This window comes from Aureimonas pseudogalii, assembly GCF_014196835.1.
Classification (GTDB): domain Bacteria; phylum Pseudomonadota; class Alphaproteobacteria; order Rhizobiales; family Rhizobiaceae; genus Aureimonas; species Aureimonas pseudogalii.
The window spans coordinates 106785-121219 of the sequence record NZ_JACIEK010000001.1 but is presented as its reverse complement, the minus strand read 5'-3'; the positions used below and the strand labels follow the sequence as shown (position 1 = coordinate 121219).

The 14435-nt window shown below is 68.9% G+C and carries 14 protein-coding genes and 1 tRNA gene; 4 read left to right on the top strand and 11 right to left on the bottom strand.

The annotated features are described in order from the left end of the window. Nucleotides 1–74 precede the first annotated feature (74 nt). Both GGR04_RS00640 and GGR04_RS00635 read right to left on the bottom strand, forming a co-directional pair. Nucleotides 75–1331 (bottom strand): NAD(P)/FAD-dependent oxidoreductase, encoded by a 1257-nt coding sequence (locus GGR04_RS00640; protein WP_183196829.1) that lies wholly within the window; start codon nt 1329–1331, stop codon nt 75–77. Nucleotides 1332–1386: 55 nt separating this feature from the next. Continuing rightward, entirely contained in the window at nt 1387–2148 is a 762-nt protein-coding gene (locus GGR04_RS00635; protein WP_183196827.1) for an ABC transporter substrate-binding protein, read from the bottom strand. 165 nt (nt 2149–2313) lie between these two features. On the opposite strand from GGR04_RS00635, the gene GGR04_RS00630 reads away from it, so the two are divergent. Further along, nucleotides 2314–3264 (top strand): aldo/keto reductase, encoded by a 951-nt coding sequence (locus GGR04_RS00630; RefSeq protein WP_183196825.1) that lies wholly within the window; start codon nt 2314–2316, stop codon nt 3262–3264. 135 nt (nt 3265–3399) lie between these two features. Next, a complete protein-coding gene (locus GGR04_RS00625) occupies nt 3400–4593 on the top strand; it encodes a L,D-transpeptidase family protein (RefSeq protein WP_246392573.1) in 1194 nt (397 codons plus the stop codon). Between the two features lie 58 nt (nt 4594–4651). Here GGR04_RS00625 and GGR04_RS00620 read toward each other — a convergent pair whose 3' ends face one another. From GGR04_RS00620 to GGR04_RS00595, 6 genes are read right to left on the bottom strand one after another with little or no spacing between them, the layout of a single operon-like run. After that, on the bottom strand, nt 4652–6166 hold the full coding sequence (locus GGR04_RS00620) for an ABC transporter substrate-binding protein (RefSeq protein ID WP_376769809.1): 1515 nt from the start codon (nt 6164–6166) through the stop codon (nt 4652–4654). Continuing rightward, complete coding sequence (locus GGR04_RS00615; protein ID WP_183196823.1) at nt 6163–7224, bottom strand: ABC transporter ATP-binding protein; 1062 nt, start codon at nt 7222–7224, stop codon at nt 6163–6165. The genes GGR04_RS00620 and GGR04_RS00615 overlap by 4 nt, the downstream gene beginning before the upstream one ends. Next, nucleotides 7221–8216, bottom strand: a complete 996-nt coding sequence (locus GGR04_RS00610) for an ABC transporter ATP-binding protein (RefSeq protein WP_183196815.1) — start codon at nt 8214–8216, stop codon at nt 7221–7223. The genes GGR04_RS00615 and GGR04_RS00610 overlap by 4 nt, the downstream gene beginning before the upstream one ends. Then, nucleotides 8213–9082 (bottom strand): ABC transporter permease, encoded by an 870-nt coding sequence (locus tag GGR04_RS00605; RefSeq protein WP_183196813.1) that lies wholly within the window; start codon nt 9080–9082, stop codon nt 8213–8215. Before GGR04_RS00605 ends, GGR04_RS00610 begins: the two co-directional genes overlap by 4 nt. Next, entirely contained in the window at nt 9079–10017 is a 939-nt protein-coding gene (locus tag GGR04_RS00600) for an ABC transporter permease (RefSeq protein WP_183196811.1), read from the bottom strand. Before GGR04_RS00600 ends, GGR04_RS00605 begins: the two co-directional genes overlap by 4 nt. Before the next feature lie 60 nt (nt 10018–10077). After that, complete coding sequence (locus GGR04_RS00595) at nt 10078–10971, bottom strand: proline iminopeptidase-family hydrolase (RefSeq protein WP_246392571.1); 894 nt, start codon at nt 10969–10971, stop codon at nt 10078–10080. A gap of 163 nt (nt 10972–11134) precedes the next feature. Here GGR04_RS00595 and GGR04_RS00590 point away from each other — a divergent pair, with 163 nt between their 5' ends. Further along, on the top strand, nt 11135–11893 hold the full coding sequence (locus tag GGR04_RS00590) for a helix-turn-helix transcriptional regulator (protein WP_183196809.1): 759 nt from the start codon (nt 11135–11137) through the stop codon (nt 11891–11893). Nucleotides 11894–12107: 214 nt separating this feature from the next. Here GGR04_RS00590 and GGR04_RS00585 read toward each other — a convergent pair. Then, nucleotides 12108–12192 (bottom strand) — tRNA-Leu (locus tag GGR04_RS00585). Between the two features lie 191 nt (nt 12193–12383). Here GGR04_RS00585 and GGR04_RS00580 point away from each other — a divergent pair. Continuing rightward, complete coding sequence (locus GGR04_RS00580) at nt 12384–12899, top strand: disulfide bond formation protein B (RefSeq protein ID WP_183196807.1); 516 nt, start codon at nt 12384–12386, stop codon at nt 12897–12899. Between the two features lie 84 nt (nt 12900–12983). Here the strand turns inward: GGR04_RS00580 and GGR04_RS00575 are convergent, their stop codons facing one another. Further along, the gene (locus GGR04_RS00575; RefSeq protein WP_183196805.1) at nt 12984–13544 is read right to left on the bottom strand and encodes an HNH endonuclease; all 561 of its coding nucleotides are present in this window, start codon (nt 13542–13544) and stop codon (nt 12984–12986) included. Nucleotides 13545–13738: 194 nt separating this feature from the next. After that, nucleotides 13739–14407: a DNA-3-methyladenine glycosylase family protein gene (locus tag GGR04_RS00570; RefSeq protein WP_183196804.1), complete on the bottom strand. Its 669-nt coding sequence runs from the start codon at nt 14405–14407 to the stop codon at nt 13739–13741. Between the last annotated feature and the right edge of the window lie 28 nt (nt 14408–14435).

Below are 14435 nucleotides of genomic sequence, written 5' to 3'. Positions count from 1 at the left end.
TTCCGTCCCATCGAACTGACGCCCATCACGGTTTCGTCAAGGCTCGCTCGGACTGGCGCCGGGTATGCCGCAGGTCAGGGGTGCCGAAGAAATCGCGTCGCGGCAAAGGGAGCAGGGTCGGCGAACGGGGTTTCGCCGGTCATCATCTCGGCCAGCAGTCGGCCGCTCGCCGGCCCCACCGTCAGCCCGTGATGGGCATGGCCGAAGTCGAACCAGAGACCGGGATGGCCGGGGGCCGGGCCGATCACCGGCCGCATGTCGGGCAGGCAGGGGCGCAGGCCCAGCCAGGGCGTCGTCTCCACCGGCGTGCCGAGATCGAAGATCTCGTGCGCCCGCCGCTCGGCCCGCACGATCTGCGTGGGGTCCGCGGGCGCGTCGGGATGAGCGAACTCGACGCCGGTGGTGAGCCTCACACCGCGCCGCATCGGCGCCAGCACGTAGCCGAAATCCTCGTCCACCACCGCGTGGCGGAGCGTGCGGCCGGGCGGGGGCGTGTAGTGCCGATGATAGCCGCGCTTGATGCCGAGCGGCACCGGCGAGCCGAAGCGACGTGCGAGGATGCCGGACTGGGGCCCGAGCGCGACCACCGCGGCGCCGGCGCGAAGCGGCCCGTCCGCAGTCTCCACTGCCCAGCGCGAACCCGACGTATCGAGCGTCGAGGCGTCGCCCTGCACCACCCGGCCACCGCGCCGCTCGAAGAGGCGGGCGTAGCGCTTCGTCAGCTCGGAAGGGTCGCTCACCGTCTTCGGGTCGCGCCAGTGAATGGCGCCCGCCACCGCGCCGGGGGCGAAGTCGGGCTCGCAGGCCGCGAAGGCGGCCGCATCGAGAACGTCTGCGCCAAGGCCCCGATACGGCGTCGTACCGCTGTTCGTGACGCCGTCGCGGAAGCCTTCGGGGCTCCGCCATAGCGCGATCCAGCCCTCGGCCCGCACCAGATCGGCCGCGCCCGCCTCGGCGATGAGAGCGTCATGCTCGGCGACGCTCGCCTCGACGAGCGGACGCATCGCCTCGGCCGCGAGCGCCAGCCGGCGGGGCGCCGAGTGGTGCCAGTAGCGCAATAGGAACGGCGCCGCGGCCGGCAGATGGCGCCAGTCGAAGCGCAGGTCCGTGGAGCGGTTCAGCCCGTAGCGCAGCACCGTGCGCCAGCGCCGGGGAAAGGCGTAGGGCACCATGCTGGAGCGCTCGATGAGCCCGGCATTGCCGAAGCTCGTGCCCTCGCCGGGCGCCCGGCGATCGACCAGCACGACATCTCGCCCGCGCGCCTGCAGATGCAGCGCGGCAGAGACGCCGACGATGCCGGCGCCGAGAACGAGAATGTCGGGCTGGGTCATGGAAGGGTCCGAGGGAGCGGCGCCGGCCCGGAAGGGGACGCGGCGCCGCGCCCGGTCAGTAGATGTCGAAGGGGAAGTACTTGGCGACGATCGTCTTGTAGGTGCCATCAGTGCGGATGTCGGCGATCGCCTTGTTGAAGGCGGTGCGCAGCGCCTCATCGCCCTTGCGCAGGCCGATGCCGGCGTCGGTCTCGGTGCCCGGCACGTCGCCGAGCATGCGGCAGCAGTCCTTGCCCTCCGCCGTCAGCCAGTCGGTGACCACGAACTTGTCGGAGATCAGCGCGTCGATGCGTCCGTTCTGCAGGTCGGCGGTGGCCTCGTCCTGCGTCGGGTAGAGCTTCACGTCGGCGCCGGCCTTGGCATAGACCTCGTCGGCGTAGTTGCCTTGCGTGGTGGAGGCCTGCGCGCCCACGGCCCGGCCCTTCATGTCGGCGGGCGTCACGCCGGCGACGTCGGACTCCTTCGGCACCACCACGGCGAGCGGCGTCGTGTAGTACTTGTCGGTGAAGTCGATCTGCTTCTGGCGCTCCTCGGTGATGCTCATCGAGGCGATGATGGCGTCGAACTTGTTGGCCTGGAGGGCGGGGATCATGCCGTCCCAGTCCTGCGCCACGATCGTGCACTTGGCCTTCATCGCCGCGCAGAGTGCGTTGGCGATGTCGACGTCGAAGCCGGTGATCGAGCCGTCGGGCTGCGCGACGTTGAAGGGGGGATAGGCGCCCTCGGTGGCGATCCGGATCTCGCGGCCTTCCTGGGCGGAAGCCGCCGGCGCGAAGGCCAGCAGCGCGGTCGTCGCGAGAAGGAGGATCGTCTTCATGGGGAGGCCTTTCGCCAGGGAACGGGAGCTGCGAGCTTATCCCCGGTCGCTGCGGCGCGAAAGCCCGGCGAGGCGAGGCTCGGCAAATCGTAGGCTTCCCTTATATGAAGGCGAAAGCTTGGTCGGTGCGGAAAACGCCGGCCGAACGCCATTGGAGCATCTCCCATGAACCATCGCAGGCTCGGCCGCACCGACCTTTCCATCGCCCCCCTCGTCTTCGGCGGCAACGTCTTCGGCTGGACCGCCGACGAGGCGACGAGCTTCCGGCTGCTCGACGCCTTCGTCGATCACGGCTTCGACGCCATCGACACTGCCGACGTCTATTCGGCCTGGGTGCCCGGCCATTCCGGCGGCGAGTCCGAGACGATCATCGGCCGCTGGCTCGCCGCCAACCCGGGCAAGCGGGAGAAGGTCACGCTCTTCACCAAGGTGGGCTCCGATCTCGGCGAGGGGCGCAAGGGCTTGTCGGCGCGCTGGATCGCCGAGGCCGCCGAGGACTCGCTCCGCCGACTGCAGACCGACCGGATCGACCTCTACTTCTCGCACTGGCCCGACAAGGACACGCCATACGAGGAGACGCTCGGTGCCTATCAGCGGCTGCGCGAGGCCGGCAAGATCCGCCATGTCGGCGCCTCCAACCTCGACGCTGCCCAGCTCGGCGAGGCGCTTAAGGTTTCGGCCGCAGCGAACCTGCCACGCTACGACGTGCTGCAGCCCGAGTACAATCTCTACGACCGCGGCAGCTTCGAGGGGCCGCTTCGAGACTTGTGCATCGACGAAGAGATCGGCGTCGTCACCTATTTCAGCCTCGCCTCCGGCTTCCTGTCCGGCAAGTACCGCACGAAGGCGGATCTGGAGGGAAGTCGACGCGGCACCGCAGTGGGCAAGTATCTCGACGCCAAGGGCGAGCGCATCCTCGCCGCGCTCGACGCGGTGTCGGCTCGCCTCTCGGCCAAGCCCGCCGAGGTGGCGCTCGCGTGGGTGATGGCGGCCGAGGGCGTCACTGCGCCGATCGCCAGCGCCACCAGTCTCGATCAGCTGTCCAGCCTCGCACGCGCTGCGGAGCTGACGCTCGACGCCGACGACAAGGCCAAGCTGGACGCCGCCGGCGGCTGACGCGTCGCGGCAACGAAAAGAAGCGTCGCCTTGCCATCTCGGGGGCAACCGGGGCGGCGGCGGATCGTTGAGGGCGCGGGCGACGAGCAGGCACCAGGGCTTCGTCTCGATCGCTCGGCCTTCGCGGAGTTTCCCATGCCGACCCTTCGACCTGCCGCCCTCCTGTTCACGGCGCTTCTGGCCTCGACGGCCGCTCCCGCGCTTTCCGCCGAACTCTCTCGCGAGGCGATCGACGGCGCGACGCTGGAGGCCTTCCAGCAACGCCAGAGCGAACGCGCGGCGAAGGAGGCCGAGGCAGCGGCGGCAGTGCAGGCCACCCCCGGCGAGACGGAAGCGGGCGAAACCGAAGACGCGCCGGCGCCGGAAGGGCTTCCCTCCGACGACGATCCGGCACCTGACGAGGCCGGCGCCGCTGCGGCGGGCGCATCGGCATCCGACGAGGTCGATCTCACCGACACCGTGGATGCGCCGAAGCAGGAATCGGCTGACCCCTTCCTCATCCGTCTGCAGGTGCTGCTCGACCGCGCGCACGCCTCGCCCGGCGTCATCGACGGGTTCCTTGGCGGCAACACGGTGAAGGCGGTGCGTGCCTACGAGGAGATGCGGGGGCTGCCGGTGGACGGCGAGCCGGACGCCGATCTCTGGAACATCCTAGCGGTGGATGGCGGGGATGTCTTGAAGACCTACGAAATTACGGCCAAGGACGCGAAGGGCCCCTATATCGCCAAGCTGCCGACGGACTACGCCAAGCTCGCGGAGCTGAACTCGATCGCCTTTCGCGGCCCGCGCGAGATGCTCGCCGAGCGCTTCCACATGGACGAGGACCTGCTGAGGAGCCTCAATCCGAACGCCGACTTCACGAAGGCCGGGACGACGATTCTGGTGGCCGACACCGGCGAGGAACCGACCACCAAGGTGACGCGCATCGTCGTCGACAAGTCGAAGGGAGAATTGCTGGCCTATGCCGAGGACGGCGCGCTGGTGCTCACCGTTCCCGCCTCGATCGGCTCGACGGACACGCCGTCGCCTTCGGGCGAGGTGATCGTGGAGGCCGTCGCGTCACGCCCGAGCTACACCTACAACCCGAAGGAAAACTTCCAGCAGGGCAAGAACACGAAGGTGCTGACGCTGCCGCCGGGGCCGAACGGGCCGGTCGGCTCAGTCTGGATCGACCTCTCCAAGCCCACCTACGGTATCCACGGAACGCCCGATCCCTCGCATATCGACAAGACGCAAAGCCATGGCTGCGTCCGGCTGACGAACTGGGACGCCGAGGCCCTGTCGAAGCTGGTGGAGAAGAAGGTGACCACCGTCACGTTTCAGGAGTGACGGCGGCGAGAATTGACGATGGCGGTCGGCGGATGACGCGCCGGCCGGCCCTCGGGCGTCAGTTCTTCTTCACGTCCTCCAGCCAGAAGCGGCCGAGCGGGTTCTGGTAGAAGCCGTCGATGTTGGCGCGGGTCACGTTGATGTAGGGGCTGTAGTAGAGGTCGATCCAGTTGGCCTCGGCCTTGGCGGTCTTCTGCAGCTCGACATACATGGCCTCACGCTTGGCCGGGTCGGCCTCGGTGCGGGCCTGCGCGACGAGCGCCTTGACCGTCTCGTTCTTGTAGCGGGTCATGTAGTTCATGTTCGAATCGTCGCCGAGCACGAAGGTGGTCTTCTGGTCGGGGTCGAGCACGTCGTTCGTCCAGTAGCCCACCGCGACGTCGAAGTCGCCGGCGATGAACATGTCCCACTGCGAGGCGGCGTCCACCTTGTTGATGTTGACGGTGACGCCGGCCTTGGAAAGCTGCTGCTGGATGAGGACGGCGATCTGCTCGTCCACCTCGTCGCCGGCCTTCACGTTGTAGTCGAGCGCGAGATCGCTCGCGCCGGCTTCCGCCAGCATCGCCTTGGCCTTCTCGGGGTCGTAGGGACGGCGCAGGTTATTTGCGTAATAGTAGAGCGCGCCCTTCGGCACGTAGGAATTGGCCACCGTGCCGATGCCGAAGGTCACGGCGTCGACGATCGCCTGCTTGTCGATGGCCATGTCGAGCGCTTGGCGCACCGGGATCTCGCCGAGCTTGCCCTTTGTATGGTTGATGAGCAACGCGTCCTCGCGGGTGGAGGGGTCGAGCGAGACCTTGAGATCCTTGTCCTGCTTCAGCTGCTCGACGCGCGAGAAGGGCACGAAGATCGCGGCGTCGAGCTCGCCCGCCTGCACGTTGAGCATGCGCGTGTTGTCGTCGGGCACCGAGATCCACTCGACGCCGTCGAGGCTGACCTTGTCGGCCTCCCAGTAGTTCGGGTTCTTCTCGAGGATCACCCGATCGCCGCGGATCCACTCCTTCACCGAGAAGGCGCCCGAGCCGACCGGCGCGGAGGCGAACTCCTCGCCCTTCGCCTCGACCACCGCCTTCGGCAGCACCGAGACGTTGGGCAGCGCTAGCGAGGCGAGGAAGGGCACCGAGGGCTCCTTCAGCTTGACGACGAGCGTCTTCGGGTCGCTCGTCGTGGCGGTGTCGACGATCGAATAGGTGGCAGACCAGAGCGAGGTCGGCTCGTCGCGGATGCGCAGCAGCGAGAAGGCCGCGTCCTCGGCGGTGACGGGCGAGCCGTCGGAGAACTTCGCGTCGCGCAGCTTGAACGTATAGGTCAGCTTGTCGTCCGAGACGGTCCAGCTCTCGGCGAGGCCCGGCTCCAGCTTCGTGCCGGTCTTGTCGACGCGCACCAGCACGTCGAAGACGTTGGAATAGACCCAGTTGTCGACGTTCTGCGCCGAGGCGATGGGATCGAACGTCGTGGAATCTTCGCGCCGGCCGATGGTGAGGACGCCCGCGGCTTCGGCGATCGAGGCGGTGAGGGAGAGGGCTGCCAGCGCGGTGGCGGCGAGAAGGCGCGTCATGCGGGATCGGGTCATGCGTGAACCTCGTGTTCGGGCTGGGAGGCGGGGAGGGGAGAGACGTTTCGCGCGGGGGCGGCGAGCGTGCCGGGCTCGAGAATGCAGGCCCAGCCATGGTCGTCGGCGCGCCGAAGGCTCGGAGGCGGGCCCTCGCGGCAGCGGTCTTCGGCAAAGGCGCAGCGCGGATGGAAGGCGCAGCCCGGCGGCAGGGCGAGCGGGCTCGGCGGCTCGCCGCCCATCGGCGCCTCGGGCAGGGCAAGATCGGGGTCGATCTCGGGGATCGCGGCGATCAGCGCGGCCGTGTAGGGGTGGCGCGGCGCGCGGAAGATCGCCTCGGTCGGGCCTTCCTCGACGATGCGCCCGAGATACATCACGGCCACCCGGTCGCAGAGCCGGCGCACGATGGCGAGGTCGTGTGCGATGAAGATCAGCGTCAGGCCAATCTCGTCCTTCAGGTCGAGGAAGAGATTGATGATCTGGCCCTGAATCGACACGTCGAGCGCGGCGACGCATTCGTCGGCGATGACGAGCGAGGGCTCCACCGCGAACGCCCGCGCGATGCCGACGCGCTGGCACTGGCCGCCCGACAGCGCGGCCGGGCGCCGCGATGCCAGCGCGGGATCAAGCCCGACGAGGCGCAGCAGCTCGGCGACGCGCGCCGCTTCCCCGCCGCGCTTCGTCTTGTGGTGGACGCGCAGGACCTCCGCCAGCGTCTCGCCGACCGTCAGGCGCGGGTTCAGGGAGTTGGCGGGGTCCTGAAACACCATGGCCGCGCGCGAGCGCAGGGTGCGAAGCGCGTCGCGACGCCCGTCGGACACCTTGATGCCGTCGAAGACGACATGGCCCTGCGCCACGCGGTCGAGCCCGAGAATGGCGCGCCCGAGCGTCGACTTGCCCGATCCGCTCTCGCCGACGATGCCGACCGTTTCGCCGCGGCGAACGGTGAGCGACACGCCGTTGACGGCCCGCACCTCGCGCCGCTGCAGGCCGAGCGGCCCGCCGCCGGGCGCGGCGAAGCGCACCTCGACGTCGTCGACTTCGAGGATCGTGTCGGGCGCGGGGGAGACGGCGCTCATGCGGCGATCTCCCCACGGGGCGCCGGCGCGGCGAGCGGGTGGAAGCAGGCGATGGCGTGGTCGGCACCCATGCTTTCCAGCGGCGGCTGGCGGGTGCGGCAGTCGTCCGCGGCCCGCGGGCAGCGCGGATGGAAGCGGCAGCCTTCCGGCATGGCGCCGGCGGACGGCGGCTGGCCTTCGATCGTGCGCAGGCGCCGTGCGCCGGTGCTGGCCGCCGGCTGGCACGCGACGAGCCCGGCGGCATAGGGGTGGCGCGGCGCCAGCAGCACATCGCGCTTGGGGCCGATCTCGCAGAGCCGGCCGGCATAGAGCACCGCGATGCGGTCGCAGAGCTGCGAGACGACGCCGAGATCATGCGTAATGAAGACGATCGACAGGCCGCGCCGGTCGCGCAGGTCGAGAAGGAGCCGCAGGATCTGAGCTTGCACGGTGACGTCGAGCGCGGTGGTCGGCTCGTCGGCGATCAAGATTTTCGGGTTCGAGGCGAGCGCCACGGCGATCATCGCGCGCTGGCGCATGCCACCGGAAAATTCGTGCGTGAAGCTCGCCGCGCGGCGTTCGGGATCGGGAATGCCGACCTGGCGCAGGAGATCGACGCTCTCGCGCGCCGCCTCGCGCCGCGAGACGCCGCGCACGTGGCGGACGGTCTCGGCGATCTGCTCGCCGATGCGCATCACCGGATCGAGATGGCTCGCCGGGTTCTGGAAGATCATGCCGATCTCGCGCCCGCGCAGTCTGGCGAACTCGGATTCAGGGAGGTTGCAGACCTCGCGCCCGTCGATCACGATCCGGCGCGCGGAGATCGCGAGCGAAGCCGGCAGCAGGCGCATGAGGGCGCGGCAGGCGACCGTCTTGCCCGAGCCGCTCTCGCCGACGAGCCCGAGGATCTCGCCGGCTTCCAGCCGGAACGACAGGTCGTCGACGATACGCCGCTCGCCGGCGGCGTCGCGGCTGGCGACGGTGAGGCCCTCGATCTCGAGCGCGGCGCTCATGCGCGTCGTCCCAGCCACTCGCCGAGACCGTCGGCGACGAGGCTGAAGGCGAAGGCGAGGGTCACGATGGCGAGGCCCGGAAAGGCCGAGATCCACCAGGCCCGCGAAATGAACCCCTGGCCCTCGGCCACCATGATGCCCCACTCGGCGGCGGGCGGCTGCACGCCGAGGCCGAGATAGGAGATCGCCGCACCCGACAGGAGCACGAGCACGCAGTCGGACATGGCGAAGACGATCGAGGCCGTCAGCGCGTTGGGCAGGAGATGGCGGAACATGATGCGGGCGTGGGAAAAGCCGAGCGAGCGGGCCGCAACCGCGAAGTCGCTGCCCTTGAGGACGAGGATCTGCGCGCGCACCAGCCGCGCGTAGGACACCCAGCCGACCAGCGCCATGGCGATGAAGAAGCTCTGCAGGCCGGGGCCGAGAATGGTGATCACCGCGAGCATCAGCACGAGGAAGGGAAAGGCGAGCACGACGTCGACGATGCGCATGAAGACGGTGTCGACGATCCCGCCGAAATAGCCGGCGACCGTGCCGACCATGGTGCCGATGACGAAGGGAAAGGCGACGCCGAAGACGGCGAGCTGCAGGTCGATGCGGATGGCGAAGAGGACGCGCGAGAGGATGTCGCGGCCGTAATTGTCGGTGCCGAACGGATGGGCGAGCGAGGGCGGCGCGAGGCGCGCTGTGGCATCCTGATAGATCGGATCGTAGGGCGCGACGACCGGCGCCAGCAGCGCCAGCGCCAGGAACAGCGCCAGCATCGCGGCGCCCGCTAGCAGCGGTGCGGGCAGGCCGGCGATGCGCCGCGAGCGGCTGGCCGGCAGCAGCGGCGCGAGCGTCGGCACGGGAAGCGCGGCGCTCATAGCTTCACCCGCGGGTCGGCGGTGACGGTGAGGATGTCGGCGAGGAAGTTGACGAGAACGGTGGCCACCGCAAAAACCATGGCGACGCCCTGCACCACCATGTAGTCGCGCGAGAAGATCGCCCGCACCAGGAGCTGTCCCATGCCGGGAATGGCGAAGACCTGCTCCACCACCACCGTGCCGCCGATCAGCCAGCCGATGTTGACGGCGAGGAGGTTGAGCGTCGGCAGGATCGAGTTCGGCAGCACGTGGCGGCGGAAGATGACGCCCTCGGGCAGGCCGCGGGCGCGGGCGGCCAGCGCGACGTCCGACTGCATCTCGGCCACCAGCGTGGCGCGCAGGCTGCGCGTCAGCACCGCCGAGAGCGAGAGCGCGATCGTCGCCCAGGGCAGCACCATGTGGTGCAGCTTGTCGCCGAGCGTCTGGCCGTAGCCCGAGACGGGAAACCAGCCGAGGGTCACCGAGAACAGGATGATGAGCATGATCGCCAGCCAGAAGTTCGGCAGGCCGAGACCCATCGTCGAGACGAAGCGCACGCCCTGATCGACCGCGCCGCCGCGCCGACGCGCGGCGAGCGCCGCCATCGGCACGCAGATGAGGAGCGAGAGCACGACGGCCCCGGCCACCAGCACCAGCGTCGGCTCGATGCGGGCGGCGATGAGGCCGAGAACGTCCACCTTGTAGAGGATGGAGCGACCCATCTCGCCGGCGCCGAGGTTCTTCAGGAAGTAGAAATACTGGGTCCAGAGCGGGGCATCGAGGCCGAACTGGGCGCGTACGCGTGCCAGCGCCTCGGGCGTCGCGCGCGTGCCGAGGATGAGGCGGGCGGGGTCGCCGGGAATCGAGCGGACCAGCACGAATGTGACGATGCTGATGCCGAGGAGCACCGGGATAAGCTGGAACGGCCGGGCGAGGACGAAACGGTAGCGATGCATCGCGTCAGTCCGTGTAGCCGGAAGGCGTCGCGCCGCCGTCGGTGAGCCCAGCCGGCGTGTTCATGCGCGGCCGCCGCGCCGCGCCAGGAAATCGACGAGCACCGGAAAGAACGCCGCCGGCTCCTCGAAGAAGGGCATGTGGCTGGAGTTGGGAAAGACCTTCAGCTCGGCATCGGGAAGCGCCTGCTTCATGCGCAGGGCGCAGGCCGGCGTCAGTTCGTCGTGCTGGCCGACGGTGATGAGCGTCGGCACTTTGATCCGGTGCATGTCGGGCACCCGGTTCCAGTCCTTGAGATTGCCGGTGTAGGTGAACTCGTTCGGCCCCTGGATCGTCTCGTAGGGACCCATGTTCCAGTCGTCCAGCGAGCGCCTCACCGGCGCCGGCCACTCGGCGAGACGGCAGACGTGGCGGTAGTTGAGGACGGTGATAGCGGCCTGATATTCGGGATGGTCGAGCGTGCCCTCGGCCTCGTGGCGCTGCATCATCGCCACCGTCTCCGAACCCAGCGCCTCGCGCAATCGGTCGAGCTCGCCGACGAGATGGGGGATGTCGGCCGCGGTGTTCTCTAGCACCAGCGTGCGCAGCGCCTCGGGGTGCGTCAGCGCGTATTCCACCGAGAGCCAGCCGCCCCAGGACTGGCCGATCAAATGGACCTTACCGAGACCCAGCGCCTGCCGGACGGCCTCTACCTCGCCGACATAGCGGGTGATCGTCCAGAGCGCGGGGTCGGTCGGCCGGTCGGAGCGCCCGGTGCCGAGCTGATCGAAGGCGACCACGCGGTAGCTGTGGTCGATCAGGCAGGAATGGCTGTCGCGCAGGTAGTCGCAGGGCAGGCCCGGACCGCCATTGAGCAGCAGCACCACGTCGTCGCCCGACCCGAACGAGTAGGTGACGACCTCGCCGCCCTCGACCGCGACCCGCTTCGTCTCGTCTGGTTCGATCTCGCGCCACATGCGGCGGTTCCATCCCGGCTGCCTTCGTTGCCGCGAACCATAGGGTCGGGTGGCGGCTGTGCGAAAGCTATCAGAATCGATAGGTCGTATCTGGAGCATCTTGAAGCGCAGCGCACAAAATGTGAACATGCTGCATCGATTGGCAGTCTTGGGCAAACTCTTGATGGCTTGGCACGTTTCGGAGTTCGAGGAGAGCCTGCAGGGGGTCGCCGGGATCGACGGCAAGCTCGACCGAGCCCACGTGGCGATGAGCCATCTCGGTCTCACCGCTCTCATCTACGACTACACGCCCGTCGCCTTCAGCCACGACGGGAACCTGATCACCCCGTCCTTCTTCGGCATGCGCGACGTGCCGCCCGACATGGCCGAGCTCTGGTCGTCCAGCGGCTTCTACCAGATCGACCCCGTACAGCATCTGGCGCTGCGCAGCCCGCAGCCCTTCGTCTGGAGCTATCGCAGCGACGGACGCACGGTGCTCAACCGCGCGCTCAGCGACGTGCACACGCCGGTGGTCGACTACGTCCACGACGCGCGCATCACCTGCGGCATGACCGTGCCGATCCATCTCCTGCGCGGCGACTGCGCCACTGTCACCGGCATCCGGCACGACGCGGCGGCCGATTTCGACCGCGAGGCGCAGGAGCATCTGGCCGACTTCGCGCTGCTCGCCCACGCCGTCCACGCTGCGATCGAGCCGCTGTTCGGCGAGAGCGAACGGCAGTCGCGCGCCGTGCGCCTGACGCCGCGCGAGCGCGAATGCGTCCGCTTCTCGGCCGACGGCCTGTCGGCCAAGGAGATCTCGCTGAAGATCGACCGCTCCGCGCCCACCGTCACCATGCATCTGAACTCGGCCGCCCGGAAGCTCGGCGCCCGCAACCGGGCGCAACTCGTCGCCCGCGCCGCGCATTACCGTTTTCTTTGAGGCGTCAAGCATGGCGGCTGCCACCATGCCCGACGCAGATGTTTGCCCGAGACCGGCCGTCCCGCCACTCTGCCAGAGGCATGCCTCGCAAGCACCGCGACGCGAACGAGCCGCGAAAGCTAGAAAAACCGCCGAGGGTCGATTGCCCGAGATATTCGAGTGGCGATGGGAGGGCTACGGCATTCGTCCTGACGGACGGGAGCGAATTCGAGGCTGGTGCGGGCGGTCGGGGTCGAACCGACACTCCTTGCGGAACCGGATTTTGAGTCCGGCGCGTCTACCAATTCCACCACGCCCGCATGCCCGACATAGGGGTCGGGACGCCGTTTCATGCCATGAATGCGGGGAGCCGTCCAGCGCCGGAGGCATCGTCGCCGATCGCACCGGTGAATCCCGCCGACGCCTGTGCTAGAGCCCGGCGGCAAGACCGCGGCGATGAGCGGTTGGGCGCAGGCTGGTGTCAGACCGGGACGAGACGATGGAGCATTCGATGCTGCGCAAGCCCTGCGGCTTCCGCCAGACGCTGGCGTCCCTCCTGCTGGTGGCGGGCATGTCGGCGACGGTCGGCGGTGCGCTCCTGTTCCAGCATGTCGGCGGCTACATTCCCTGCGCGCTCTGCCTGGAGCAGCGCACGCCCTACTATCTCGCCATCCCCCTGGCGCTGGCGGCGCTCCTGGCGCGTCTTCTGCGCGCGCCCGCGCCGGTGGTGCGCGGGCTGCTGCTGGTGGTAGGCGGGCTGATGCTCTGGGGTATGGGCCTCGGCATCTACCATGCCGGCGTCGAATGGGCGTTGTGGGCCGGCCCGACCGACTGCGCGATGGCGGCGCCGGTCGATCTCACGGGCGATCTCCTCTCGACGCTCGATTCGGTCCATGCGCCGTCGTGTTCCGAGGCTGCGCTGCGCATTCTCGGGCTGTCGCTCGCCGGTTGGAACGCCATCCTCGCCGCGCTCTTCGCGGCCGTTGCGTTGCGCGCGGCGCTGACGCGCGGCGACCGGTTCGCCTGAGCGGAAGCGCTCCGTCCCGACACCGGCGTTCGGCGAAGTTCCCGACAAAAAACCCCGCGAGCGCTCTTCAGCGTCTTGCAGGGCCTATTCGGGATCGAGTTCGGAATCCCAGTAGAGATAGTCGAGCCAGCTCTCGTGCAGGAAGTTGGGCGGAAACAGCCGGCCGTTGTTGTGGAGATCATGCACGGTGGGTTGGTAGGCCGGCTGGTGGGGATGCATACCCGCGTCCCTCGGCATCAGCCCACCCTTCTTGAGGTTGCAGGGCGAGCAGGCCGTGATGACGTTCTCCCAAGTCGTCAGGCCGCCGCGCGAGCGGGGGATGACGTGGTCGAAGGTGAGATCGTGCGGCGAGCCGCAATACTGGCACTGGAAGCGATCGCGCAGGAACACGTTGAAGCGCGTGAAGGCGGGGTGGCGCGAGGGGCGGATGTAGGTCTTGAGACAGACGACCGAAGGCAGTCGCATGGAGAAGCTGGGGCTGTGGACGGCCCGGTCGTATTCCGCGAGGATGGTCACGCGGTCGAGGAAGACGGCCTTGATCGCATCCTGCCACGACCACAGCGAGAGCGGGTAGTAGGAGAGCGGCCGAAAGTCCGCGTTCAGGACGAGCGCCGGCGACAAGGTGGACTGCACTGCGATCGTCAAGGATACTCTCCTTCACGCAAGGCAGCGGTTCGCAAAACGGGAGCCGGTCTTGCGAACCGTATGCTCATGCTCGTTTCAAATGCGTCTGCACTATCGTGTCCTATCGTGTCGCCTTTGTGAAGCCGTCAGAACGGCTTAGGGGCTGCGATGCACAGCCGCGCCGCGCCGACCTGCCGCAGCCTCGCCCCATGGGTTCAACCCTCGGCGCCACCGGAGCCGGCTGGGACCGCGCCGGGCACCGCGGAGCGCCGGGTGACCGTGCGGTAGTGTGCCCAGAACAGGCGCGCGGCCGCCGAGCGCACCGGGCTCCAGAGGGCGGCCATGGTCGCCAGCGCCCTCTCGCTGATTCGCCCCTCCAGCGAGAGAGCATGCGACACCGCCACTTGGAGGGCGAGATCGCCGGCAGGGAAGACGTCGCGATGGCCGGCGGCGAAGAGGAGGTGGCATTCGGCCGTCCAGCGTCCGATGCCGCGCACCGCCACGAGCTCGGCGATCCCCGCCGGCGAGGGCCCGGCCTCGACGCGGGCGAGATCGAGCCGCCCGTCGCGAATCGCCTCGGCGACCGCGAGCGCCGTCTGCTGCTTGGCGCGCGACAGGCCGGCGGCGCGAAAGGTCTCCTCGGGCGCCGCGAGGATCGCATGGGGATCGTCGAGATCGACGAGGGAGGCGAAGCGCGCGAAGATCGCGTCGGCGCTCGCGATGGAGACCTGCTGGCCCATCAGCGTGCGCAGGAGACCCCGCAAGCCCGCCGGCAGACGGCGCAGCGGCAAGGGGCCGGCGGTCGCCGCGATCGCGGCGAGCCGCGGATCGAGCCGCAGCAGCTCGTCCAGAGCCTCGGCGATGTCGGCCTCGCTGCGGATCATGGCGAGCGCACCGGCAGCATGCGGTCCA

Bases quoted from the DNA above. Each gene is read 5' to 3' on its own strand.
- GGR04_RS00605 (WP_183196813.1), bottom strand. From the start codon at position 9,082: ATGAGCGCCGCGCTTCCCGTGCCGACGCTCGCGCCGCTGCTGCCGGCC.
- GGR04_RS00570 (WP_183196804.1), bottom strand. From the start codon at position 14,407: ATGATCCGCAGCGAGGCCGACATCGCCGAGGCTCTGGACGAGCTGCTG.
- GGR04_RS00600 (WP_183196811.1), bottom strand. From the start codon at position 10,017: ATGCATCGCTACCGTTTCGTCCTCGCCCGGCCGTTCCAGCTTATCCCG.
- GGR04_RS00630 (WP_183196825.1), top strand. From the start codon at position 2,314: ATGAACCATCGCAGGCTCGGCCGCACCGACCTTTCCATCGCCCCCCTC.
- GGR04_RS00590 (WP_183196809.1), top strand. From the start codon at position 11,135: ATGGCTTGGCACGTTTCGGAGTTCGAGGAGAGCCTGCAGGGGGTCGCC.
- GGR04_RS00595 (WP_246392571.1), bottom strand. From the start codon at position 10,971: ATGTGGCGCGAGATCGAACCAGACGAGACGAAGCGGGTCGCGGTCGAG.
- GGR04_RS00625 (WP_246392573.1), top strand. From the start codon at position 3,400: ATGCCGACCCTTCGACCTGCCGCCCTCCTGTTCACGGCGCTTCTGGCC.
- GGR04_RS00640 (WP_183196829.1), bottom strand. From the start codon at position 1,331: ATGACCCAGCCCGACATTCTCGTTCTCGGCGCCGGCATCGTCGGCGTC.
- GGR04_RS00635 (WP_183196827.1), bottom strand. From the start codon at position 2,148: ATGAAGACGATCCTCCTTCTCGCGACGACCGCGCTGCTGGCCTTCGCG.
- GGR04_RS00620 (WP_376769809.1), bottom strand. From the start codon at position 6,166: ATGACCCGATCCCGCATGACGCGCCTTCTCGCCGCCACCGCGCTGGCA.
- GGR04_RS00610 (WP_183196815.1), bottom strand. From the start codon at position 8,216: ATGAGCGCCGCGCTCGAGATCGAGGGCCTCACCGTCGCCAGCCGCGAC.
- GGR04_RS00580 (WP_183196807.1), top strand. From the start codon at position 12,384: ATGCTGCGCAAGCCCTGCGGCTTCCGCCAGACGCTGGCGTCCCTCCTG.
- GGR04_RS00615 (WP_183196823.1), bottom strand. From the start codon at position 7,224: ATGAGCGCCGTCTCCCCCGCGCCCGACACGATCCTCGAAGTCGACGAC.